Genomic DNA, 23,474 nt, shown 5'->3' with positions numbered 1-23,474 from the left:
TAAATGGAAGGTATAATTTCCAAGATGGAAAAAGAAACTATTCACATAAACGACCTGGCCTACCAGCATAAGATTTTACTGCCTCAAATTTTACCCGCTATTGAGGAGGTCATTCTCTCAGGACGATATGTTCTGGGAGAGAATGTAGCTCAACTTGAGAGAGAAATAGCTTCCCTCTGCGGAACACGATTTGGAGTGGGTGTAAACTCGGGAACTGATGCCCTCACCCTTTCCCTTCACGCCCTGAGCATAAACAAAGGAGACGAGGTCATAACCTCTCCCTTTTCATTTGTCGCTTCCGCAGAGAGTATAGTAATAGTGGGTGCTCGTCCTGTATTCGCCGATATTGACCCTCTAACCTTCAATATCTCTCCTGAGGAGGTGGGAAATAGAATAAGGAGGAGGACAAAGGCGATAATGCCTGTTCACTTATTTGGACAGGCTTGCGATATGACATCCTTCACTCAAATCGCCAAAGAAAAGTCCCTATACATAATTGAAGATTCTGCACAGGCTATAGGTGCCCTTCATAGAGGGAAGCCTGTTTCCTCATTTGGAGATGTTGGTTGTCTTAGTTTTTATCCCACGAAGAACCTCGGGGCTATAGGCGATGGAGGGATGATTTTGACATCAAATGTAGAGATTTACGAGAAGTTAAAGCTCTTGCGTTGTCATGGGGGAAAGGATTACCTATTTAACTTCCTCGGAACCAACAGCAGGCTTGACGAGCTGCAGGCGGCTGTTTTGCTTGTAAAGCTGAAATATCTCAGCGAATGGACGGAAAAGAGAAGGGAAAACGCCAAACTCTACAAACAACTATTAAACGATGTAGAGGAGATAATCCTTCCCGAAGAGGTGGAAGGAAATTATCATACCTATCATCAATTCACGATAAGGGCAAAGAATAGAGACGAGCTCAGGAAGCATCTTTTGGGTGAAGGAATTCAGACGATGATTTATTATCCCTTACCGCTTCATCTCCAGCCCGCTTTCTCCTATTTAGGCTACAAGGAGGGAGATTTTCCCGAGGCAGAGAGAGCGGCAAGAGAGGTGATATCCTTGCCAGTCCACCCCCACTTGAGGGAGGAGCAAATAATTCGTGTAGCAAATGCGATTAGGAGGTTCTATGGGAGGAGAGAGGTTTAAGTGAAGGCGATGATTCTGGCTGCCGGAGTGGGCTCAAGATTAGACCCATTGACTCGCAATGTGCCTAAGCCCATGGTTCCCATAGCAAACAAACCTGTTATTGAGCATATTATAGAGTTTCTCCGGGAACACGGCTTCAGGGATATAGTAATAAATGTCCATTATCTCGCGGAGAAGATAACTAATTGGTTGGGAAACGGAGAAAGATTGGGTGTTTCAATAACCTACTCCTATGAGGAGGAGCCTCTTGGAACGGCGGGAGGAGTAAAGAAAAGCGAGGATTTCTTTGATGGCACTTTTTTAGTCGTGGGCGCGGATGACCTCTGCGATATTGACCTGCGGCGTGTGCTGGCCTATCACAAGGAGAAAAAAGCGATGGTTACAATAGCTCTTTCCTTAGTTGACGACCCGAGCGAATACGGAGTTGTCCTAACAAACGAAAGGGGGAAGGTGATAGCTTTCATAGAGAAACCGAGAGGGGAGAGGATACCTTCCAACACGGTTAACACGGGAATATATATATTGGAACCAGAGGTATTGGAGCTAATTCCCAAGGGGCAGTTCTTTGATTTTGGGCGAGATTTATTTCCCCTTCTCATAAACAAGAAAATTCCCTTCTATGGCTATTTGGCTCTGGGCTATTGGAAGGATGTGGGAAACATAAAGCAATACAAGGAAACACATAGAGATGTTTTATACAAAAAGGTAAATTTCAAGATTCCTTTAAAAGAAGTGAAGCCGTTCTTCTGGCAAGGAGACGATGTTGAGATTGAACCTTCCTCATACATTGAATATCCGGTGGTGATTGGTAATAGATGTCGCATAAAGAAGGGGGCAAAAATTTTGGAGGGGACCGTTTTAGCTGATGAGTGTATTATTGAGGAAGAGGCTGTGGTTAAGGGGAGCATTCTTTGGCGTGGAGCGAAAGTGGGGAAGAAGACAATGATAGAAGGGTGCATAGTGGGAGAGGAGTGTGAGGTATCATCCAACGCTGCCATCTTTGATGGAATAATCGTAAGTCCATTTCGCAAGGAAGGAGGAGGAAGATGAAGAAATATCATATAAAGGACATTTCATTAGCTGAGGAGGGGATGAAGAAGATAGAATGGGCGGGAAGGGAGATGCCGGTTTTGAGGATGATAGGGGAAAGGTTTGAGAAAGAAAAACCCCTTTCTGGGTTAAGGATAGGCTGTTGTTTACATATAACCTCGGAAACCGCTAATCTCGCCCTTGCCCTCAAAAGAGGTGGGGCGCAAGTTTTCCTCTGTGCCTCCAATCCACTCAGCACACAAGACGAGGTAGCGGCAGCGCTCGTTAAATTTTTCCAAATCCCCGTTTTTGCCATTAAAGGAGAGGATAAGGAGACATATTACAGTCATATAATTTCTGTTTTGGAGGAAAGACCAAACCTTACTGTAGACGATGGTGCCGACCTTGTAACGACCCTTCACACGAGAAGGGAGGATTTAATTGGAGAAACGATGGGAGGAACTGAGGAGACGACCACAGGCGTCATTAGATTGAGGAGTATGGCAAGAGATGAAGTCCTCAAGTACCCAATAATCGCCGTAAACGATGCTCGCTCCAAATATCTCTTTGATAATCGCTATGGAACAGGTCAATCAACTATAGATGGAATTTTTCGGGCTACCAACATCCTCCTTGCTGGCAAAAAGTTCGTTGTCTTCGGCTACGGCTGGTGTGGAAGAGGGGTGGCTATGAGAGCGAAGGGAATGGGAGCTCAAGTAATTATCTGTGAGGTTGACCCATTAAAGGCGCTGGAAGCGGTGATGGATGGTTTTCAAGTGATGCATTCCCTGGAGGCAGCTAAAATAGGGGATATTTTCGTAACGGTTACGGGCAATAAAAGCGTCTTGCGGGAAGAACATTTCAAGCTCATGAAAGATGGTGCCATATTGGCGAACTCTGGTCATTTCAATGTGGAGATAGACATTGAGGCTTTAGAGGGAATGGCGAGGGAAAAGAGACAAATCCGCCCCGTCGTTACAGAATACGTCCTTGAGAATGATAGGAGACTGTACCTTTTAGCGGAAGGCAGGCTTGTGAATCTCTCCGCTGCCGAGGGTCACCCTTCAGCGGTTATGGATATGTCATTCGCTACCCAAGCCCTCTGCCTGGAATACCTTGCCAAAAATGCGAGTTCCTTAAAGCCAGCTGTTCACAATGTTCCCCAGGAAATAGAGGAAACGATAGCTCGCTTAAAACTCGCCTCTTTGGGAGTTGAGATTGATAAGCTTACTCCTGAACAGGAAATATATCTTAAATCGTGGGCGGAAGGGACATAATTTATCCATTTCTCAAGGGAAAGTTATCAGCATTAAGTGAAGGGGAGGTAATCTGCAAAATCTGCCAATTTATAGAGGAGGGTGGATTTCATCTTATTGTCACCTGTGATGCCTATTCCTGTGTTGTAGCTTGGGAAGATGAGGAATTTGCTTCCATCTTGCGCTCCGCTCACCTTGTGACGCCGGATGGTATGGGGGTTGTGCTGGGAGCGAAGATGTTGGGAATTCCTGTTAAAGGAAGGGTAGCGGGAGCCGATATAGTTAACGCCCTTTTCCCCATAGCCGAGAAAAGAGGTTGGAAGTTTTTCTTTTTGGGTGGTAAGAAGGGAGTGGCTGAGGAGGCAAGGCAAAAGGTTAAAGAACTGTACCCTGATATTAAAATTGTGGGTTGTTATCATGGATATTTTAAAGAAGAAGAAACAATAGTTAAGATGGTCAGGGAAAGTGGAGCAGATATCTTATTGGTGGGAATGGGGATTCCCCTTCAGGAGAAGTTCATTTGGAGGAACAGGGAGAAGCTGGGTGTAAAAGTTGCAATTGGCGTAGGTGGGACTCTTGATGTCCTCTCGGGAAGGGTTAAAAGGGCGCCTCGCCTTTTGCGCCGGCTTGGGCTGGAATGGTTATACAGGCTCATATGCCAGCCGTCTAAAATTGAGAAAGTGGCAAAGCTACCTTACTTCTATTGGCTAATTTTTCAGTCAAGGTTTTTCCCCAAGTCTAAATGAAGTGTGTGAAGGAAATTATCAAGAATCTTTTAGAATTGATATTTCCCCATTTCTGCCTCGGATATGGAAAGAGGGGAGTTGTCATATGTGATGATTGCCTTCGGGAAGTTAAAAAAATAAAAAACCCTTGTCAACTCTGCGGTGCTCCTCAGGAGGGTCCGATTTGTTATTTCTGCAAAGATTTAAACCTTCACTTCGACGGGGCAAGGGCTGGAGGTTTATACGAGGGAGTTCTCAGGGAAATGCTTCTTACCTTCAAATTTAGGGGTATCGTGGAAATGGAGAAGGTTCTAACGGATTTGATGGTTAAGGCGATACCGCCTTATTGGAAAATTGACTGCGTCATCCCTGTTCCACCTCACAAGAGGAGTTTGAAAGAGAGAGGATATAGCACGGCTCTTATATTAGGAGCTGGAGTAGCTGATTTGCTTTCTCTTCCTTTTTACCCTTCTCTTTTAGAATGGAGAAGGGAGGTAAGGAGGCAAGTGGGATTGGGTAGGCAGGAGAGATTTTCAAATGTTAGAGGGGCAATTGGGCTTACAGCAAAAGAAGAAGTTAAAGGGAAACGGGTGCTTTTAGTGGATGATGTTATGACAACAGGAGCAACCGCCTCCGCTTGTTCGCTTGTCTTAAAGAGAGCGAAAGCAGAGAGGGTGTGGGTTCTCACCGTTGCAAGGGACATAACATTGGGTTAAAAAGGGAGGCGTCAGAAAGGCACTAAATAATGTGGTCCTTTACCCAAAAGGACCGCCCGTTCTATCGCTGAATGAGTGAACTCTATGGCAGACCTCACGCTATCAAAAAGGCTTTCCCCTTTCGCTAAATAGCTCGCTATAGCGGAGGATAGAATGCACCCTGTGCCGTGAACGGTCTTCTTTATGCGGGGTGAGGAAAAGCGGTGGAAGTTTTTTCCATCGAATAGAACATCAATGGGGTCGGAGGGGAGATGACCTCCTTTAATGAGAACGAATCTCGCTCCCATCTCGTATAACTTTTGGGCAGCGAGCTCCATATCCTCAGGGGAACGAACTGAAAATCCGCATATTGCCTCTGCCTCTTCTAAGTTTGGGGTGATTATAAGAGATAGGGGGATGAGTTCTTGTTTTAGCCGTTTAAAGGCTTTTGGGGTGAGAAGCACACGCCCGCCCTTTGCCTTTATGATGGGGTCAAGGACGACATTTTGTATACGTCTGCGTTTTATTCTTTCAGCCACTACGCTCACAATTCGTGGTGCGTAGAGCATTCCAATCTTGCAGGCGTCTATCCCGATATCCAAAACTGCCGCATCTATCTGCCGAGCAACAATGTGAGGGGGAATCTTGGTTATCTTTTCTACACCGAAGGTTGTTTGAACTGTAACCGTTGTTACACAAGAGAGCCCCCATACTCCAAGTGTTTGGAAAACTTTCAAGTCCATTTGGATTCCCGCTCCACCCGTGGGGTCGGAGCCACCTATTGTGAGAACTCTCCTCATTTCAACCATTCTAAATCCATTAAATCGTCCAATTTCTCTATTATCTCGTCCGGCTTTATAGCTTGTCTCTCCGCTTCTTCCCTGCTCGTCACGCCCGTTAAGACAAGCACTGTTCTCATTCCTGCTTTCTTTCCCATTTCTATATCCGTATCCAATCTATCACCAACGATAACCGCCTGTTCCTTAACCACGCCGTAGTGATTCATTATGGATTCCAAAAGGAAGGGAGAGGGCTTTCCTATAACGATAGGTTCCATGTTTAGAGCCCAGCGGAGCGAGGCCACGATAGACCCCCCTCCAGGGACGATTTTATCCTCTAAAGGGAATGTATAATCCATATTTGTAGCTACGAACGTGGCTCCTTTTTTCACTGCTTCAAAAGCGTTGCAAAGCTTCTTATAATTAAACCGACGGTCTAAACCAACCACTACGTAATCTACATCGTTTTGGGGGAGGGAAGTGACCTCTATTCCAGCCCATTTAAGTTCTTTTTTCAAGCCTTCCTCGCCGATGACCAAAGCTTTTCTTGTTCCTTTAGTTTTCAAGAAATTGGCTGTTCCCCAGGCGGAGGTGAAAATCTCCTTTACTTGCGATTTAATCCCCAAACGGGATAATTTCCTTATATATTGATACCGGGTTCTGGTAGAATTATTCGTTAGGAATGCGATGGATTTACCCCTCTTACGAAGCTCCTCTATCGTTTCCTTGGCGCCGGGCAAAAGGGAGTTTCCTCTATAAATAACTCCGTCTAAATCGAAGATAACGAGCTTTATCTTCTCCATCGCCTGCGATTCGCTTGAAAAACTATGCCACCCACCTCTACTCCTGTCAATTCAGCAATGATGGGACATTTCGCCTTGAGGAGAAAGAAAGCTGGATAATCGGTTTCGTCCAACGATTCAAGGTTCGCCTGCCCTTTAGCGATGATTAAATCCGCTTGGTCAAGCGCCCTAAGAAATTCTTTGGAGGCCTGGTTCAATATAAATCCCACTGTATCCAAGCCCGTTGTTAAGACTCTCGCTAACTTATCTATTCCCGCGAAGCGAGCATCCTCGAGTAGAGCATCGTTTATCGCTGGACCACCTCTCACAACCGCGGCGACCTCATATCCCCTTTCAACGAGGTGCTCAATTAAAATTTTGTCGTAGAATATTTCCCCTGCGTTATCAAGCAAATAGAGAATGTTTTTGCTCTTTTCCAGCTCTTTACGGAATATCTCCCAATCCCTCATCGGCAAAGGGGACTCAAGGGCTAACCTAAGGGATTTATCAAGGTCTTTCTCAATCGGTAGGGCATAGTCTACGATGTTTCCCGCTATGGCAATCTTTATCGCAGTTTCAAGAGGCTCGTGTGAGCTTCTCATTAGTTGAACGAGGAGAGGATAGGCTCTTGCCCCTTTCTCGTTGAAACTCCTCTTAACCTCCTTATAGGGGTCATCAATACCAAGCCTTTCCCGCACCATCCTATGCATAGCCATAGTGATGCTCATCGGGGTATCGGAATTATTGAAAGATGGTATGAGGTTAGCCGCTGCTTTTAAGGCGGAAAAAGCTTTATTCTCGTCGGAGTTTGATAATTTCGTCGCTTCCAAGCACTGCCTGAAGACGCAGGCGAGGCAATCTGGTCTTATCCTCATCTCTTACTCTTCTATTTCTTCCTCTATACCTTCCTCGTCTGTCTCTTCTTGTTTTTCCTCTTTCGGCTCCTCCAATAGAGAGGCTATCTTTTCCTCAATTTCCTTTATCTCCTCATCAAGTTTTTTAAGCTCTTCGCACATCGAGATGAGTGTGGAATTCTTAACCAATCCCTTAGGATAGAGCGAATAAACCTTCTCGCCTATTTTCTGATAAATCTCTCTCTTTTGTCCTTCTTTTTTCCTTATTTGGAGGCGAAGGCTAGCTATCTCCGCTTGTGCCTGCACTGTTTTCCCGATTTTCCGGAAAACATCGCCTATTTTCTTCGCTTGAGATTCTTCCATAGAGTCACTCCTCCTTCCAATTTTCTTTGAAATTTATTATATTATTTAAAGAGCGAATATTCAACCTTCGGACGCTCTTAAGGAGTATTGACAAAGGAATATATGGTATGTAAAATGATAATAGGAGGTGTTCTATTGAACTATGAAGGCGAGCATTGACTGGAAAGCGAAGTATCAAGCTTTAGAGGCGGAATATGAGAAGCTCTTGGCGGAAAACAAGGCGCTAAAAGAGGAAATAGAGCATCTGAGGGGGCAGTTGGAGAGGAGAACGGGTAGGACTACTCCTGTAAGTGAAGCGCCGACCACCGTTGAGGAACCCGCCGCTCCTATTACCACTACCGAGGAGCTGAGGGATACCCTTAAACGTCTGGTCACGAAGATAGCCATGATTCTTCAAGCGGAGAAATGTGTAATAAAGCTCTACGACAAGGATACTGGTGAGCTAGTTGCTCAACCTCCAGCCTTTGGTATGACCGATGAGGAGGTGAAACTTTATCGCACAAGGGCAACGCAAGGAGTGAGTGGGGAGGCGTTTATGACCGGGCAGCCCATCATAGTTAATGATTCCTTGTCCGACCCACGCACTGCTAAGGAGTTCGCCAGCCTTTTTGGGATAAGGAATTCCCTTACCGTCCCTCTTATAGTGGAGAGAAGGGATGAAGATGGAAAAGTAGTTGATAGAATTAGGGTAGGTGTGTTAAAGGTCTTTAACAAGCGCTTTGGTGGGCAGTTTACGGATGAAGATGTGCGTCTTGCTATGGTTCTTGCCCGCTCGGCAGCTTCCGTTATTGCTCAGGCAAAGCTCTATCTTGAGGCATTGGAGGAGAAGAGACAACTGGAAGCCACTCTTGAGAGCATGCTTGTGGGTGTGCTTGCGGTTAATAATAAAGGGAGAATAACTGTTCTTAACCATGTTGCGAGACAGCTATTGGAGATACCTCCAAATAACAGCGTGGGAGCTGATTATCAAGAAGTTATAAAAGATGAAAGAGTAAGGGAGATAATAAGGAGGACACTGGAGAATGGAGAGGAAGTGGTGGAGGAACTCACTTTCACGGTGGGCACAAGCGAGCGTTATTTCCAGGCACAAACAGCGCCTATAACTGGTGAAAACAATGAAACTTTGGGTGAGGTAACCATCTTATCTGATATAACCGAGTTGAAGCGTCTTGACCAAATGAAGACCGATTTCGTTTCCCATGTATCCCACGAGCTTAGAACGCCCCTTACCTCAATAAAGGGTTTTGTCGCTACATTGCTGTCGGACACTGAAGGCTACTACGACCTTGAGACACGGAGAGAATTCCTACAGATAATAGACCAGGAATGTGATAGATTAACGAGGCTGATTAATGACCTCCTTAACCTCTCTCGTATTGAGTCGGGAAGGGCATTGGAATTGGTTCTAAAGCCCGTGGATGTTGTAGACATCGCAAAGAAGATAGTAGAAATACAAAAGAATTACACATCAAAGCATGAATTCGTTTTAGATGTCCAAGAGCCAGTGCCCACGGTTATCGCAGATGAAGATAAGGTGGACCAAATAATAACTAACCTTGTGAGCAACGCGGTGAAATATTCTCCTAATGGCGGAGAGGTAAGGATAACGATAAAGGAGGACCCCGAAACCGGAGGCGTATTGGTTGCTGTTAAGGACCAGGGATTGGGGATTCCGAAGGATGTGCTTCCTCGTCTCTTTCAAAGGTTTGTCCGAGTGGAGGGAAGAAAGATTTCGGGAACTGGTCTTGGACTCTACCTCACAAGGCACCTCGTTGAGGCTCACGGCGGAAAGATATGGGTGGAGAGCGAGGAGGGAAAGGGTTCAACCTTTTACTTCACACTTCCACCCGCTCCACCTCCTAAGGAAGAGTGATTCATCTTAGCGGAGAGCAAATCGCCTTTCCTTCCGCGCTTGATAGAGAGTGGCTTCTGGCAAACGGGAAAGGTGGATTCGTATCATCTTCGGTCTTGGGCATCAATACTCGCCGCTATCACGGTTTCTTCCTCGCTCCCTCAGAGGATAGAAAGTTAATATTATCAAAGATAGAGGAAGAAGTAGTGAAAGAGGATGAAAGAATCCCCCTTTCATCAAATATTTACAATGAAGTGGTTCATCCAGATGGGCATAAAAGGATTTTGAGTTTTTCCTTCACAGGCTGGTCTGTGAACTGGGTTTATGATGCTGAGGGGATTTTGCTGAAGAAGAGCCTAATCCTGCCCAAGGGAAGGAACGCACTGGTTGTCATTTACGAGGTTTTAAGAGCAGAGACCCCCTTTAAACTTCGCCTTCTTCCCTTGCTGAACTTCCGCTCCTACCACTCTCTAAAAAGAAGCAGGGAGGAATGGCAGTTCAGAAGCGGAGGGAATTTTGTAGAGATTATAAAACCATATAGGTTCTTCATAAAATGTGAAAAGGGAAGCTTCCGAAAAGGTAGTGATTGGTATTACGATATGACTTATCCGAAGGAAAGGGAGCGAGGATTGGATTATAAGGAGGACCATTTCAATATCGGTGCTTTTGAAGTTGAACTCAAAAGTGGAGAGGATGTTGGCTTTATTTGTTCTTCGGAATTGCTGAAGGAATCCTCAAGGGAGCTTTTTAAGGAAGAGGGTAAAAGGGCGGAAAGGATTTTGGCTAAGAGCGAGATAGGAGAAGGCGAAGATATAAAATCGCTTCTTCTCTCTGCTGATTCTTTTTTCGTGGAATGGTTTGGAAGGAAGAGCATAATAGCAGGCTATCACTGGTTTACCGATTGGGGCAGGGATACTATGATATCCCTCCCTGGCTTGTGTCTGTCTCTGGGAAGGATTGAGGAAGGTAAGGAAATAATATTTTCCTTTTTAACATATCTAAATGGTGGGTTGATACCGAATTCCTTTATGGAGGGTGAAACCCTTTACAACAGCATTGATGCGACATTTTGGCTTTTCTGGACTGTCTATAAATTCTTAGAAGCTAAGTGGGATAAGAGCTTCGCAATGGAGATCTATCCATATTTGGAGAAAATAATTGAGGATTTAATTAGAGGGGAGGGGGAATATGTTAGGATAGATGAGGATGGTTTGGTATGGGCAGGGAATGAAAATATTTGTATGGATTGGATGGATGCTAAAATAGATGGGAAGCCGGTTGTCCCTCGCTACGGGAAGGCAGTGGAAGTGAACGCCCTTTGGCTTTTTTCCCTATCTTTTCTGGGAATCCTTTCCCAGAGATTGGGAAAGGATTTTTTATTTTCCGACTTACTTGAAAGGGCGAGAAGGAGCTTTTTGAAAGAATTTATAGCCCCTTTAGGCTTATATGATGTCATAAGAGGGGATGAAAAAGTTGCCTCCTTGCGTCCAAACCAAGTCATCGCTGGAGCGCTTCCGTTTGTCCCTTTGACAATAAATAAGAAAAGGGAAATTGCCAACCTCGCATTTAAGGAGCTTTATACACCCTTGGGTTTACGCAGTCTGGGGAAAAGAGAACCAGGATACAGGGGAAGATATGAGGGTGGAGTTGCAGAAAGGGATAGCGCCTATCATCAGGGGACTGCCTGGGCTTACCTAATTGGCTTCCTTTGGGAACTTCTGCGGGGACTTGGAGAAAAAAAGTTTGAGTGGTTAGTTGAGCCATTTTATGGGCACCTACGGGAGGCTGGCTTGGGAACAATCTCGGAAATCTTTGATGGTGATTATCCCTGGACGCCGAGGGGATGTATAAGCCAAGCCTGGAGCGTTGGCGAGGTTTTGAGGATTTTGTGGGAGATGGAAAGGATTAAAGCATCCCCTTAGTTGAAGGGATTTCTTCTCCCTCTATTTTAACGGCTTCTCGCAAGGCTAATGCGAAGGATTTAAACATAGCTTCTATTATATGATGTAGGTTATCACCGCTGAGAAGTTTCAAGTGAAGAGTGATTTTGGCGTTGAAAGCGAGCTGGCGGAAGAATTCCTCAACCGTTTCTGTCTCAAAACCACCAACCTTGGTTTTCTTGAGGGAAAAATCCTTCCAAAACCCGCCTCTTCCCGATATATCAATTGAGGAAAGAACAAGAGCTTCATCCATTGGAGCAATGGCAAAGCCGAATCTTTTTATACCCTTTCTTTCACTTAGTGCCTTATCAAGAGCCTGCCCGAGACATATGCCTATATCTTCAACGAGATGATGTTGGTCAACATGAAGGTCTCCTTTGGCTTTTAAAAAGATGTCAAGTAGAGAAAATCTCGCCAGTGTTACGAGCATATGGTCTAAAAAACCAATACCCGTTGAAACATCTGCTTTCCCCTCTCCATCAACTATTAGCTTCACTTCTATATCAGTTTCCTTCGTCTGGCGTTTAATCTCCGCCATCCTCATTTTTCCTCGCTCCTTTCCTCCTTGAGAAGTTGAATGAGGGAAATCGTATCAGGGACTATTATATCCGCTCCTTCTTTCCTGAATATCTTTTTATTTCTTTTTTGAACAATACAAGATAAAAGAGAGGAATCTCCTTTAGGGACGGAGCGGAGGTCATCAATTGCATCTCCCACATATATTGCTACTTTAGCCCCGAGTTTGTTTGCCAACTGTTTGAGCTTTTCCTCGTCGGGTTTGTTCAATCCGTCATCAGCTGTTAGTATGTGCTCTTGTGGGATAAGGGAGGCGAAACCCGTCATTTTGAGGGCGAGAAGAGTTTCCCCAGCTGTCCTCCCTGTGAAGAGGGCGATTTTTTCAATGAAGGGAGGGATATCTTCGGGCTTTAAAAGGGGGATTTCGTTCTTATATAACCCTTCCTGCTCGGGAGATATAAACTTTGGCTGGAACCCATACACAATGGGTGTATCTTTCCCCGCGTAAATCTCCTTGAATAGGCGTTCAACCAAGGATTTATCCAAAAGGGAACTGATTTTTGGGAAATCAACGGGAATTTTTTCCCTAAGCAGAGCCTCTAATTGGGTTAAGCCACCGCCTCGTTTGTAGATTTCTTCTCCGATTTCCCTTAGATTCAAGGGATGATTGAATGCATAGGAGAGTGATATGAGTATGAGGGCAGAGGTTACATCCCAGTCGTTGTTGAATCCTCCTGCCATTTTCAAGAGCTTAATATGGGATTTGCGGGGGACAAACGGGCTTTTTATGGAAAGGAGCTCAAGATATTTTTTGGTTGTAAGTAAGATAACATCCCAGAAGGATTGATGGACATCCAAGAGCACACCATCTACATCGAAAATTAAAGCATTGACCTCTTTTAATAGAGGTTTGACCCGAGGTTGGACGAATTTGGTTTTCACTTCTTGAAGGGTTATCCCTTGCTCTCCTCTCCGCTTGTTACTTTTTGCTTTTTCTTCTCCAACCAAGCCTTGTATTCCTCCATAACGGGGCGTGTTACCTCTTCCATCTTTCGGGAGTATTCATCCAAAAAATCCTTCAATTCAGTAAATAGACTATCAGCCCCGGGATGGGTTGGATAAGCGCCACCCTCTTGGGCAGATTCCCTTAATACCCAGGGGTTGTCAACAATCATACAAGGCTTGAAATAATTATCCGTCCAGGGGAACCGGCGCCTTATAGCTTTGAAGAAGGGCGAATTGAGGCATTCAAAAAGCGACTTCTCTTTCACATTGTCAACAGCGAAGTGGGAGAATACGCAGGGCTCGACCTCGCCCTTATTGTTTATATGTGCATACAACCTTCCTCCAGCCATACAACCGGAAGTGAGATGCCCATCGTTCCAGAAATCTGCGACGAAGATGGGCTTTGTATCCCTTACCTTCCAGATTCTCTCCCTAACATATTGTCTTTGCTCTGGGGTAACCATAAGGGAGGTATCGGGATTCTTGCCAACTGGCACATACATAAAATACCAACCGAAGAAGCAACCTTTATCTATGAGGAAATCCACAAATTCTTCGCTTGAGATGGTATCATAATTCAGGCTTGTATAGGTGGCGGAGAACCCGAAGAAGACCCCTTCCTTTTTGAGGTTATCCATAGCCTTTAGCACCTTCTCATAAACTCCTTTTCCTCGCCTATAATCTGTTTCCTCTTTATAGCCTTCTATGCTGATAGCGGGAGCAACATTTCCCAATTTCCCCAACTTCTTCGCCATTTCCTCATCTATGAGCGTTCCATTGGTATAAACCAAAAAGCTGGCATCGTTGTGTTTCTTGAATATATCCAGTAGCCCCTCGTAGATAAATGGCTCTCCACCGGATATCGTGAAGAAATAGGTCCCCATCTCTTTAGCTTCGCTTATGACTCTATCAAAGACATCAAAGGGGAGGTCGCTTTCTTTGCGATAGGAGCCAGCGTAGCAGCCGATACAGTTAAGGTTGCAGCGCATCGTGGGGCTTATGACTATGAGGAAGGGCGCGGCAAGTCCCTGAGCCTCAAGCTCTTTTCTCTTATCAATTGTTAAATAAACGCAATTCAAACCGAGATTGTTGAAGAGTTTTTTCCTCACGGTTGGATTTGTGTCCCTTAGCACTCGGCGTGCGAACTCTATTGCTGGATGTCGCCTCTCGAAGAGGGCGCGAAGCTCCCTTATCTGCTGTTTATGATAATCAAGGCGCGCCACCTTCTCCAAAACATATGTCAAGCGGATCAAGTTATCGTCGGAAAAACGATTGAGTAGTGGAGCGATGATTCTCATTGCTTGGCTAGCTGCTATCCCAATTGCCTTTTTTCTTAGAGACATCTTCAATTCCTCCTTTCTTTTTACTCGCTTGCAGAGGGAATTTCTTCAGTTTCAGAATAAGAATAAATCTCTGGGTGTTTGTTTACGAACTCCTCAAAATAATCTCTGTTCTTTATACATCCTGGGTCGGGAGCCATTGGGTCGCCGAAGTAGGCGAGTGCCCTTGCCCGGCAACCACCACAAGCCCTGTTGTATTCACAGTTGCCGCAAGCGCCCCATAATTTGCTCCTGTCCCTTAATTTATTGAGGAAGGGATGATTATGCCATACATCAAGAATTCTATCCGTTCTGAAATGACCAAGATGGACATCGGGCATATAAACACAGGGAGTGTAGGTGCCATCCGGCTGAACAGCCATATATGCTCTTGCCACGCCACATCCACCGATTAGCTCGGCGAGAAGGGAGAGGTCCTTAGCCTTTCCGACGCCTAAATGAGCGATGGGGGCGAACTCTGGCTTGTCCTTCTCCAAACAGAATCTGCCGAGCTGAGGCGATGTGGTGCAGAGAGAACCACCTTCAAGGAGAAAATCATACATCTGCTGAAGGATTGACTCCTTTTCATCAGGGTTTAAATCCCTATTCCAGATTTCCCTACCCCTTCCTGTTGGTATGAAGTTGTAGACCATAACCTTGTAAACTCCCAATTTCCGTCCCAATTCCAGGATATCCTGAAACTCATCGTAATTGTATCTCGTCACGGTGACGGAGAGAATAGCATTGCCTCCTGCTTCAATAACATTCTTAATTCCTTTGATAGACCTCTCCCAAGCCCCTTTAACCCCTCGGAAGAAATCATGTTTTTCCGGATTAGCGCTATCAATGCTCACCGCCACATAAGCGAAATCGTATTCCTTTAATTTCTTCGCTACCTCTGGCGTAATAGCTGTGCCGTTCGTGTTCATTGAAAGGTAGAGCCCTCTTTCTCTTGCCTTTTCCACGACATCCCAGAAATCCTTGCAGAGAAGGGGTTCCCCACCGGAGAAAGAAAGGGTGGGTATCTGGGAATCGGCTATTTCATCTACCAAAGCGAGCTTTTCTTCCTTTGAGAGTTCGCCCGTGGATAGCTCTTTGGGGCGTAGAGTCCCGGCGTTTTCATAGCAATGTTTACAGCGAAGATTGCAGGTATAAGTTATGTTCCAGACGACCATCAAGGGGGCATAGAAGGTCATAGGTAGTTTCAATCCATATTCTTGAATGCTGAAGGCGGCGTTAAGGATGGTTCTGCGTATGTTCGGATGCGCCATATACTCTGGGATTTTCTCTTGAGGGATGCCAATTGCCCTTGCGACAGTATGCATCAGGGAAAAAATGGGACGTTCCCTGAGTCCACGAGGTTTTTCTCCCCTTGCAAGTCTATCCATTAACTCTTCTAAGCGGGTCTTTCCTCCGTCGGATTTAGTGAGTAGGTGGGTTAATGTAGCCTTCGTCAAAGGGTTGTTGAAGAGCATCCGCAGCTTCAGGTAATCTGTCTGCGCCTTTATATGGCTTCTCTTCATTACCAACAGCCCCATTCTTTACGCCTCCTTTCCTATATCCAAGATTTTAGCCTCCTCTTTTAATATGGAGGCGATGATTTCCTTCTGAGCCTTGCTTAAGCGTGAGAGAGCCTGCTGACAGATTCTTATTATTTTATCCAGCCTTCCGTGTCTATCCCCCACCATAGCCGCTCCACTGATGAGGGAAAGGTCCTCTCCGCTTTTTATTATTCTTCTGATGCGCGAATAAAGCTCAGAGGAATAATTCTTAAGCTCAAAGAGGAGCATTGTGAGGCTATGAGCGGATTGTAATAGAGGGGTTGTCCTTGCGGTCAACTTCTCCTTAAGAGCTGCTGAGGCAGCTTTCAAATCCCTTTTCGCTAACTGAAAATAACGGGATATCTCTTCCCTCAAAGCCTCCAAACCGCTTTCCCCTTCCAATACTTCTTCCCCCTGGGGAGAAAGGTAAAAGCGAAGTGAAGGGCGTCCACCAGATTTGCCATTGCATTTTCTCAGCTCCGATTGGACATATCCTCCCTCCTCAAGCTGAATGAGGAGCTCATAGGCGGACCATTTGCTAATCCCGAGCGCCTGAGCCAGCTCTTCATAGCCTATAGGTCCTCTTTCTTCCGTTAATTTCTTGAGGGTCTTCAAAGCTTCTCTTCTTCTTCTCGTCAGCATATCAATCACCAAAAATACCAAAAACCTATTATAATTATAAGCAGGGTCTACATTGTCGTCAATATTTTTCCCAAAAATACCAAAAACCAATTTTGGCAAAAACAAATTCAAATGCGATCTTTTTAGGTAGAGTGTATAAGAAGACAAGGATTAATAAGCTTATGAGGAGAATAAAAACTTCAGAAAATTTGTAAAGGTTCTGAACGGGTTTTGCGTTTTTACAACAGCTTGTCTTGTAGCTCTTTCAGCTTGTTGAGGGCTTCTATTGGGGTTAGATTTGTTAAATCAAGGTTTTTAATTTCCTCCAATACTGGATGCTCTAACTCAAAAAGGGATAACTGAAGCTTTTGCCTCCTTGTGGGTAGTGTCCTTTTGGATGGCTGCTCGTTTTTCTCCAATTCCTCCAACACTTCCTTTGCCCTCTCTAAAACCTCCTTAGGAACTCCCGCCAAGCTCGCCACCTGTATTCCATATGATTTATCCGTCGCCCCGGGGCGTATCTTATAAAGGAAAACGATTTTTCCTCCTTCCTCTTTTACATCCGCCCTCAAGTTTTTAACGCCTTCGTTTGTTTTTGCTAACTTGTTCAGCTGGTGGTAATGGGTGGCGAAGAGGGTGCGTGCACCGATATTATCGCTCAATATGTACTCCGCAACTGCCCAAGCTATTGATAAACCGTCAAAAGTAGATGTTCCTCTACCTATCTCGTCCAAAACTATGAGGCTTCTCGGTGTAGCGTTGTTAAGTATATTAGCCACTTCGTTCATTTCCACCATAAATGTTGATTGCCCTGAGGAGAGGTCATCTCTCGCTCCAATGCGAGTGAAAATTCTATCAACCAAGCCGATTTTACCATATCGTGCGGGAATAAAAGAACCTATTTGCGCCATCAAAACTATGAGCGCTACCTGTCGCAGATAGGTTGATTTCCCTGCCATATTTGGACCGGTTATTATGAGGAGGCGTTTATCCCGGCAATTCAGTTCAACATCATTGGGAACGAAGCGTCCCGGCTCCATAAATCTCTCCACAACCGGATGCCTCCCATCCCTTATCACGATTTCGTCGCTTTCATCTATAATCGGTCTAATGTAGTTATAGCGTGCAGCCACCTCAGCGAGGGATTGAAGGACGTCGAGCTCAGCCACAGCCCTTGCCACTTGCAGAACCTCCTCAGCTCTTCTCACGACCTCATCCCTCAGGGATACGAAGATTTCATACTCCAGCTCCGCCATCCTCTCCTCCGCGCCCAGGACCTTTGCCTCTAATTCCTTCAATGGCTCTGTTATGAACCTCTCCGCGTTAACTAGCGTTTGCTTCCTTATGTAATCCTTGGGGACAAGGCGAAGATTAGGCTTCGTGACCTCTATATAGTAGCCAAATACCGCATTATATCCTATTTTAAGCGATTTTATACCCGTGCGAAGGCGCTCCTTGTTCTCCATCTCCGCTATCCATTCCTTTCCCTGGGCTGCCGCCTCCCTCAACTCGTCAAGTTCCTTGCTGAAACCCTCTTTTATTATACCTCCTTCTCTTAAAGTTGCTGGGGCATCTTCTCTCAAAGCTCTATCTAAAAGGGAATAGAGGTCGGGCAGGGGATTTAGGCGCTCATTTATCTCTCTTAATAGTTCGCTTTTCATCTCGGAGAGATGAGGAGAGATAGCGGATACGCTTCCCAGCCCCTTCTTTAAAATCAATAAATCCTTTGGAGAAGCAACGCCCGTAGCGCACCTCCCAACTATCCTCTCCAAATCCCCAATGGACTTCAAACCCTCTCTCAACCAAGCCCTTATCCTCCCTTGATTATGTAGTTCCTCCACTGCATCCAACCTGTTCTCTATCTCCTCCTTTGAGAGTAGAGGCTGTTCTATCCATTTTCTCAATAACCTGCTTCCCATCGGCGTGAGAGTGGAGTCCAGAACCCCAAGCAAGCTCCGCTCCCTTGACCCGTCAAAGGATTCCGTTATCTCAAGCGTCCTCCTTGCGATTGTATCCACCAGCATATATTGCTGAGGGAAATATATTGAAATGGAATTTATATGACGGAGAGAAGAGAGTTGTGTCTTTCTGAGATAGGATAAAATCATAGAGCAAGCCTGTTGAACGAGTGGATACTCCTCTATTCCGAACCCCCGCAGAGAGGAAACTTGAAAATGCTCAAGGAGAATCTGACGAGGCGATTGGAAAAGGAATGGGTCATCCTCCAGGTAAGTGATTGTCGTGCCAGGTGGAGCGTTCTTCCCCAATTCATCGTCTTTGGCGAGGAGAAGAAGTTCGGCTGGCGATGTCCTTTGAAGCTCTTCCCAAAGAAGCTTTTCCCCTTTTATATTAGTGCTGATGAGCTCTCCAGTTGAGACATCCGCAATTGCGAGCCCGTATTCGTCTCCATCCCTCGCAACAGCGGCTAAAAAACTGCTCCTCCTCGCTTCTAACATAGATTCTTCCACAACTGTCCCAGGCGTGACGATACGAGTCACCGCGCGCTTCACTAATCCCTTTGCCTTCGCTGGGTCCTCCATCTGTTCGCAGATGGCTACCTTGTGGCCCCGGGAGAGAAGGCGAGCGATATATCTCTCCACCGCGTGATAGGGAACACCGCACATAGGGATGCGTTTCCCCTTTCCCGCTTCCCTTGAGGTCAAAACGAGGTCAAGTTCCCGGGAAGCAATCTCCGCGTCCTTTCCGAACATTTCGTAGAAATCTCCCAGGCGGAACATCAAAATGACATCGGGATATTGCGATTTTATGGAGTGATATTGTCTAAAAAGAGGCGTTAAGCTATCCTTCTCCTTCTTCATTTTCTATCTCTCCTTTGAAGCCCCAAAGAAAGGCTTCCTTAGTCCTTACCCTTACTAACTTCCCTATAAGCTCCCTTTCACCGGGGAAGACGACGGTTTTATGTTCCCTTGACTTACCCACGAGAAAACCCTTCCCCTTCGGGTCCTCACCCTCAACTAAAACCTCCAATGTTTTCCCCAAAATCTTGAGATTCTTTTTCCTGCTTATCTCGTTTTGAAGCGAGACCAACTCCCTTAGGCGGCGAATTTTCTCCTCCTGTTCCACTTGTCCATCCATTCGCTCTGCCAATGTCCCCGGGCGAGGAGAGAAAGCGAACATATAAGCTTGGTCGAACTTTATCTCATCAAATGTTTTGAGGGTATTTCTGAACTCCTCCTCTCCCTCGCCCGGAAAGCCAACCATAACATCTGTGGTGATTGATACATCTGGTATATTTTCCCTTATCTCTTCAACCAAGGCTTTATATTGGGAGACGGTATAACCTCTCCGCATTGCCTTGAGGATTTTATCGTCTCCCGATTGTATAGGGAGATGTACCCAGTGGCAGACCGCTGGTATAGAGGCAATTGCCTTTATGAGCTCTCGGGAGAAATCTCTTGGATGAGATGTGGTGAACTTGATTCTTTTAATCGGCAATTCACCCAAGGCATATAAAAGGTCAACAAAAGTGTATCCCTCCTTTAAATCCCTTCCATATGCATTGACATTTTGTCCAAGCAAAGTTATCTCTATTACTCCTTCATCTATAAGATTTTTTGCTTCCTCAAGGATTTCCTGAAGGGGTCTGCTCCTCTCTCTTCCCCTAACGAAAGGGACAATGCAGTAGGAACAGAAATTGTTGCAGCCGAAGATTATCGGTATATAGGCTTGGAATCGTTTCTCCCTTAGAGTGGGGAGGATGGGGACGCAGCCGTTGATATCAAGGGCAACGATTCTACCTTTTTTCGCTTCCTCAACGATTGAAACGATATTTTTCACCTGCCCAGTTCCCAAGACGAAATCCAATAGAGGAAAGCGCTGGAGAAGTTCCTCTCCCATTCTTTGAGCCATACAGCCAGCAACACCAATTAGGATATGGGGTTTTTCCTTCTTCAACTTACTGAGGTAGCCGATGATGCTGAGGGCTTTCTCCTCCGGTTTCTTCCTTACGGAACAAGTGTTTATCAGGAGGAGGTCGGCTTCCTCGGGAGAGTTGGTAGGTTCCCATCCCTCTCTCCGAAGCATTCCCAGCATAGCTTGGCTGTCCCACTCATTCATCTGGCAACCAAATGTCTCAATCCATACCTTTGGCATTTCTAAATTTATTTTAACTTTCAGAGTTGAGAAAATCAATTGCCCGAATCTTTAGAAATATTTGAACAGGGGCTTTTCACTTAAGCCGATGTACATAGGATTACTGGTTGACATGTTCTTCTTTACTTTTATAATCTTTCTTATAAATATTTCCAAATCGTTTGATTTGTGTTATAATGAAGGAAGATGCCCGAATTACCCGAGGTAGAAACGATAAGAAGAGGGCTTGAAACCACAATCGTCGGGAAGACGATTGTGGATGTGGATGTTTTGGACCCTTATATGCTCTCTATCTCCCCCGAGGAGTTCAGGGAAAAACTTAAGGGGAAAAGAGTTGAGGGAGTGAGGAGGAGAGGGAAATATCTTATCTTCGGATTAGACGGAAACGAGGAGCTGATAATCCACCTCAGGATGACTGGTCAGCTTCGCCTAAATGAGGGGGAATATACCAGATTGATATTTTATATAGACGGATTGAAGTTATATTTTTCCGACTTGCGAAGGATGGGGGAAATGCATATAGTTAAAAAAGGCAGATATGATGATTTAGAGGGATTAGCGACTATGGGACCTGAACCATTGAGCGAAGCGTTCACCCTCTCATATTTGATGGATGTTTTAAAGAAGAAAGGAGGGAAGATAAAGGCAGTTCTTATGGACCAGGCGGTGGTAGCGGGGATTGGGAACATATATGCTAATGAGATATTATTTGAGGCGGGAATTCACCCGGAGAGACCCGCAAAAAGCTTGACGGCAAAGGAGATCGAGGATATATATAACGCAATTAGGAAGATTTTAAAGGAGGCATTAGAGGCAGGTGGTGAGACATTCTCAAATTATGTAAACATTTATGGGGAGGCGGGAACATATCAGCCGAGGGTATATCAAAGGGAAGGGGAGAAGTGCATTCGCTGTGGAGAAGTTATAGTGAGTAAGACAATAGGAGGCAGAAGTGCCTACTTCTGCCCTAATTGTCAAAGATAAAGGAGGTCCACCGCTCGTGGAGAAGCAAGAGGAAATAGAAAAGGAAAAGGAAAACGAAAACGAAAACGAAATGGAGATAGACCTGAGAGAGACAATTCGTCCCCTGCAGAGGGGGATGATTGTCAAAGGCACCGTTGTTCAGATTGACGAAGACGGTGCAATGGTGGATGTTGGTGGGAAGGCGGAAGGTTTACTGCCAGCGGATGAGATATCACTGAAGGGAAGAGTGGAGCCAAGGGAGGTTCTCTCCGTGGGTGATGAGGTGAGGGTTTTCATTTTGAAGGCGGATGCTGAGGAAAGCGATATAATCGTTTCCAAGAAGAGAGCGGATTTCGAGCTCACTTGGCAGAAATTGGAGAACGCCCATAGAAAGGGAGAGATTCTTAGCGCTATGGTGGTGGATAGGGTGAAAGGCGGCGTTTTGGTGGACCTCGGGGTGCAGGGATTTGTTCCCTACTCTCACCTTGACTTTTCCCAATACAGGAGAAAGAATCCCAGCTATCTAATTGGGCAGTCCATCCCGCTTAAGATAATAGAGCTGGATAGAAGCAGAGGGAAGGTGGTATTATCACATAAAATAGCGGTGGAGGAGGAGAGGCAAAAGAGGAAGGAGGAGATATTTGCCAATTTGAGCGAGGGGAAGGTAGTGCAGGGCGTGGTCAAGAGGTTGACAGACTTTGGAGCGTTTGTTGATATTGGGGGGATTGAGGGACTACTCCATATCAGCGATATCTCCTGGTCATATATAAAGCATCCGAAGGAGGCTTTGAAGAAGGGGCAGAAGATAGAAGTTGTTATATTAAAGGCAGATAAGGAGAAGGAAAGGATATCATTGGGTTTGAAACAGCTTCTTCCTGACCCATGGCGGGAAGCGGAGAAGAAGTATAGGGAAGGGGATGTTGTGCAGGGCAGGGTGGTGAGGCTGGTTCCCACGGGTGCTTTCGTGCGTTTGGAGGAGGGCATTGATGCGTTTATTCCTCTCTCCCATATAAGCGATAGAAAGGTGAGCAAGCCCGAGGATGCTGTGAGGAAGGGCGCTAAGGTTGAGGCAAAGGTGATAGATTTTCAGCCGTCAGCACGCAGGATGCATTTATCCATAAAGGAGCTCAAGAGAGAAAGGGAACGACAAAGGGAGAAGCAAAAGGCGCAGGAGTATTTGAAGCAGCAGAAGAGGACACCCATGACAATAGGAGATATAGCGGGTGATGTTTTAAAGAAACTAAAAGAGGAGAAGGAAGAGGAAAAGAAAGAGGAGGAGAAGAGTGATTAAGGTTGCGCTCACGGGCGGGATAGCAAGCGGGAAATCAACCGTTCTGAAGATGTTCAAGGAATTGGGGGCGAAGGTGCTTGACTGCGATAGGATTGCAAAAGCCTTGACAAGGAAGGGGAATAGGGGGTATAAAAGAATCGTGAAAGAATTTGGACCCGAAATATTAGATGATAAAGGAAGGATAGACAGGAGAAAGCTGGCACAGATTGTCTTCTTTGATGAGGAAAAGAGGAAGAAGTTGAATTCCCTCATTCATCCTTTGGTTTATGAGAGATTGGAGGAAAGGATGAAGAGGATGAAAGAAGATGTGGTTATCGTAGATGTTCCTTTATTGGTTGAGAGTGGTGGTGAAAAGATGTTTGACAAGGTTATTGTTGTTTATGCGGAACCTTTTGTCCAATTAAATCGTCTAATCATAAGGGGACTTAGCGAGGAAGAGGCATTAGCCAGGATAAGGTCGCAGGCGAGTTGGGAAGAGAGATTGCGGGTTGCTGATTTTGTTGTTAGAGGGGATGTAGATATCAAGGAGACGAAAAAAGAGGTAGAAAAAATTTGGAAATATTTAAAAAATTGCTTGCAAGAAAATGAGAGATGTTTTAGAATAGAGAGAAAAGACAAGCAGGAGGTGCATCCAGCTTGTTAGACAATTCTAAGAAAACAAATATCGCAATAGTAAAAAAGGAG

General features: G+C 45.4%; 21 protein-coding genes. 10 read left to right on the top strand and 11 right to left on the bottom strand.

Annotated elements, in window-relative coordinates; all coding sequences use genetic code 11:
- The first annotated feature begins 24 nt into the window (after positions 1 to 24).
- The 5 genes from H5T88_07080 to H5T88_07060 are packed head-to-tail and all read left to right on the top strand — an operon-like array spanning position 25 to position 4,872.
- Positions 25 to 1,146, top strand: coding sequence for a DegT/DnrJ/EryC1/StrS family aminotransferase (locus tag H5T88_07080; GenBank protein MBC7330106.1), 1,122 nt, complete (start codon positions 25 to 27; stop codon positions 1,144 to 1,146).
- The gene (locus H5T88_07075) at positions 1,147 to 2,196 is read left to right on the top strand and encodes an NDP-sugar synthase (protein ID MBC7330105.1); all 1,050 of its coding nucleotides are present in this window, start codon (positions 1,147 to 1,149) and stop codon (positions 2,194 to 2,196) included.
- Positions 2,193 to 3,452, top strand: a complete 1,260-nt coding sequence (locus tag H5T88_07070; protein ID MBC7330104.1) for an adenosylhomocysteinase — start codon at positions 2,193 to 2,195, stop codon at positions 3,450 to 3,452. Before H5T88_07075 ends, H5T88_07070 begins: the two co-directional genes overlap by 4 nt.
- Positions 3,434 to 4,177, top strand: coding sequence for a WecB/TagA/CpsF family glycosyltransferase (locus tag H5T88_07065; protein ID MBC7330103.1), 744 nt, complete (start codon positions 3,434 to 3,436; stop codon positions 4,175 to 4,177). The genes H5T88_07070 and H5T88_07065 overlap by 19 nt, the downstream gene beginning before the upstream one ends.
- Positions 4,174 to 4,872: a ComF family protein gene (locus tag H5T88_07060; GenBank protein MBC7330102.1), complete on the top strand. Its 699-nt coding sequence runs from the start codon at positions 4,174 to 4,176 to the stop codon at positions 4,870 to 4,872. The genes H5T88_07065 and H5T88_07060 overlap by 4 nt, the downstream gene beginning before the upstream one ends.
- 11 nt (positions 4,873 to 4,883) lie before the next feature.
- On the opposite strand, the gene thiD is transcribed toward H5T88_07060, so the two are convergent.
- From thiD to H5T88_07040, 4 genes are read right to left on the bottom strand one after another with little or no spacing between them, the layout of a single operon-like run.
- A complete protein-coding gene (thiD, locus tag H5T88_07055) occupies positions 4,884 to 5,651 on the bottom strand; it encodes a bifunctional hydroxymethylpyrimidine kinase/phosphomethylpyrimidine kinase (protein MBC7330101.1) in 768 nt (255 codons plus the stop codon).
- Positions 5,648 to 6,433 carry a phosphoglycolate/pyridoxal phosphate family phosphatase gene (locus H5T88_07050; GenBank protein ID MBC7330100.1) on the bottom strand — a complete coding sequence of 262 codons (786 nt, stop codon included), beginning with the start codon at positions 6,431 to 6,433 and terminating at the stop codon, positions 5,648 to 5,650. The genes thiD and H5T88_07050 overlap by 4 nt, the downstream gene beginning before the upstream one ends.
- On the bottom strand, positions 6,421 to 7,287 hold the full coding sequence (locus H5T88_07045; protein MBC7330099.1) for a DUF89 family protein: 867 nt from the start codon (positions 7,285 to 7,287) through the stop codon (positions 6,421 to 6,423). The genes H5T88_07050 and H5T88_07045 overlap by 13 nt, the downstream gene beginning before the upstream one ends.
- A gap of 3 nt (positions 7,288 to 7,290) precedes the next feature.
- A complete protein-coding gene (locus tag H5T88_07040; GenBank protein MBC7330098.1) occupies positions 7,291 to 7,629 on the bottom strand; it encodes a hypothetical protein in 339 nt (112 codons plus the stop codon).
- Positions 7,630 to 7,771: 142 nt separating this feature from the next.
- Between H5T88_07040 and H5T88_07035 the strand changes: the two genes are divergently transcribed.
- Together H5T88_07035 and H5T88_07030 are read left to right on the top strand one after the other, a co-directional pair.
- Positions 7,772 to 9,502 carry a GAF domain-containing protein gene (locus H5T88_07035; protein MBC7330097.1) on the top strand — a complete coding sequence of 577 codons (1,731 nt, stop codon included), beginning with the start codon at positions 7,772 to 7,774 and terminating at the stop codon, positions 9,500 to 9,502.
- The gene (locus H5T88_07030) at positions 9,499 to 11,403 is read left to right on the top strand and encodes a glycogen debranching enzyme family protein (protein MBC7330096.1); all 1,905 of its coding nucleotides are present in this window, start codon (positions 9,499 to 9,501) and stop codon (positions 11,401 to 11,403) included. The genes H5T88_07035 and H5T88_07030 overlap by 4 nt, the downstream gene beginning before the upstream one ends.
- Here H5T88_07030 and hisB read toward each other — a convergent pair.
- The 7 genes from hisB to miaB all read right to left on the bottom strand — a co-directional run bounded on the left by hisB (position 11,387) and on the right by miaB (position 20,536).
- A complete protein-coding gene (gene hisB / locus H5T88_07025) occupies positions 11,387 to 11,965 on the bottom strand; it encodes an imidazoleglycerol-phosphate dehydratase HisB (protein MBC7330095.1) in 579 nt (192 codons plus the stop codon). The genes H5T88_07030 and hisB overlap by 17 nt on opposite strands.
- The gene (locus H5T88_07020; protein ID MBC7330094.1) at positions 11,962 to 12,945 is read right to left on the bottom strand and encodes an HAD-IA family hydrolase; all 984 of its coding nucleotides are present in this window, start codon (positions 12,943 to 12,945) and stop codon (positions 11,962 to 11,964) included. Before H5T88_07020 ends, hisB begins: the two co-directional genes overlap by 4 nt.
- Positions 12,891 to 14,285, bottom strand: a complete 1,395-nt coding sequence (locus tag H5T88_07015) for a radical SAM protein (GenBank protein ID MBC7330093.1) — start codon at positions 14,283 to 14,285, stop codon at positions 12,891 to 12,893. Before H5T88_07015 ends, H5T88_07020 begins: the two co-directional genes overlap by 55 nt.
- A 20-nt stretch (positions 14,286 to 14,305) precedes the next feature.
- Positions 14,306 to 15,799: a radical SAM protein gene (locus tag H5T88_07010; GenBank protein ID MBC7330092.1), complete on the bottom strand. Its 1,494-nt coding sequence runs from the start codon at positions 15,797 to 15,799 to the stop codon at positions 14,306 to 14,308.
- Positions 15,800 to 15,802: 3 nt separating this feature from the next.
- The gene (locus H5T88_07005) at positions 15,803 to 16,465 is read right to left on the bottom strand and encodes a helix-turn-helix domain-containing protein (GenBank protein ID MBC7330091.1); all 663 of its coding nucleotides are present in this window, start codon (positions 16,463 to 16,465) and stop codon (positions 15,803 to 15,805) included.
- 197 nt (positions 16,466 to 16,662) lie between these two features.
- The gene (gene mutS / locus H5T88_07000) at positions 16,663 to 19,242 is read right to left on the bottom strand and encodes a DNA mismatch repair protein MutS (GenBank protein MBC7330090.1); all 2,580 of its coding nucleotides are present in this window, start codon (positions 19,240 to 19,242) and stop codon (positions 16,663 to 16,665) included.
- A complete protein-coding gene (gene miaB / locus H5T88_06995; protein ID MBC7330089.1) occupies positions 19,223 to 20,536 on the bottom strand; it encodes a tRNA (N6-isopentenyl adenosine(37)-C2)-methylthiotransferase MiaB in 1,314 nt (437 codons plus the stop codon). Before miaB ends, mutS begins: the two co-directional genes overlap by 20 nt.
- Before the next feature lie 186 nt (positions 20,537 to 20,722).
- Here miaB and mutM point away from each other — a divergent pair, with 186 nt between their 5' ends.
- From mutM to H5T88_06980, 3 genes are read left to right on the top strand one after another with little or no spacing between them, the layout of a single operon-like run.
- Positions 20,723 to 21,520: a DNA-formamidopyrimidine glycosylase gene (gene mutM / locus H5T88_06990; protein ID MBC7330088.1), complete on the top strand. Its 798-nt coding sequence runs from the start codon at positions 20,723 to 20,725 to the stop codon at positions 21,518 to 21,520.
- The gene (gene rpsA / locus H5T88_06985) at positions 21,489 to 22,790 is read left to right on the top strand and encodes a 30S ribosomal protein S1 (protein ID MBC7330087.1); all 1,302 of its coding nucleotides are present in this window, start codon (positions 21,489 to 21,491) and stop codon (positions 22,788 to 22,790) included. The genes mutM and rpsA overlap by 32 nt, the downstream gene beginning before the upstream one ends.
- Positions 22,783 to 23,433 (top strand): dephospho-CoA kinase, encoded by a 651-nt coding sequence (locus H5T88_06980; protein ID MBC7330086.1) that lies wholly within the window; start codon positions 22,783 to 22,785, stop codon positions 23,431 to 23,433. Before rpsA ends, H5T88_06980 begins: the two co-directional genes overlap by 8 nt.
- The last annotated feature ends 41 nt before the right edge of the window (positions 23,434 to 23,474 follow it).

Source organism: bacterium, assembly GCA_014360495.1.
Taxonomy (GTDB): domain Bacteria; phylum Armatimonadota; class JACIXR01; order JACIXR01; family JACIXR01; genus JACIXR01.
Note: the sequence above shows the minus strand (reverse complement) of the source record. Positions and strands in the feature narration are given on the sequence as shown.

Bases quoted from the DNA above. Each gene is read 5' to 3' on its own strand.
- mutS (MBC7330090.1), bottom strand. From the start codon at position 19,242: ATGAAGAAGGAGAAGGATAGCTTAACGCCTCTTTTTAGACAATATCAC.
- H5T88_07070 (MBC7330104.1), top strand. From the start codon at position 2,193: ATGAAGAAATATCATATAAAGGACATTTCATTAGCTGAGGAGGGGATG.
- miaB (MBC7330089.1), bottom strand. From the start codon at position 20,536: ATGCCAAAGGTATGGATTGAGACATTTGGTTGCCAGATGAATGAGTGG.
- H5T88_07035 (MBC7330097.1), top strand. From the start codon at position 7,772: ATGAAGGCGAGCATTGACTGGAAAGCGAAGTATCAAGCTTTAGAGGCG.
- H5T88_07045 (MBC7330099.1), bottom strand. From the start codon at position 7,287: ATGAGGATAAGACCAGATTGCCTCGCCTGCGTCTTCAGGCAGTGCTTG.
- H5T88_07040 (MBC7330098.1), bottom strand. From the start codon at position 7,629: ATGGAAGAATCTCAAGCGAAGAAAATAGGCGATGTTTTCCGGAAAATC.
- mutM (MBC7330088.1), top strand. From the start codon at position 20,723: ATGCCCGAATTACCCGAGGTAGAAACGATAAGAAGAGGGCTTGAAACC.
- hisB (MBC7330095.1), bottom strand. From the start codon at position 11,965: ATGAGGATGGCGGAGATTAAACGCCAGACGAAGGAAACTGATATAGAA.
- H5T88_07080 (MBC7330106.1), top strand. From the start codon at position 25: ATGGAAAAAGAAACTATTCACATAAACGACCTGGCCTACCAGCATAAG.
- thiD (MBC7330101.1), bottom strand. From the start codon at position 5,651: ATGAGGAGAGTTCTCACAATAGGTGGCTCCGACCCCACGGGTGGAGCG.
- H5T88_07010 (MBC7330092.1), bottom strand. From the start codon at position 15,799: ATGGGGCTGTTGGTAATGAAGAGAAGCCATATAAAGGCGCAGACAGAT.
- H5T88_07015 (MBC7330093.1), bottom strand. From the start codon at position 14,285: ATGTCTCTAAGAAAAAAGGCAATTGGGATAGCAGCTAGCCAAGCAATG.
- H5T88_07060 (MBC7330102.1), top strand. From the start codon at position 4,174: ATGAAGTGTGTGAAGGAAATTATCAAGAATCTTTTAGAATTGATATTT.
- H5T88_07050 (MBC7330100.1), bottom strand. From the start codon at position 6,433: ATGGAGAAGATAAAGCTCGTTATCTTCGATTTAGACGGAGTTATTTAT.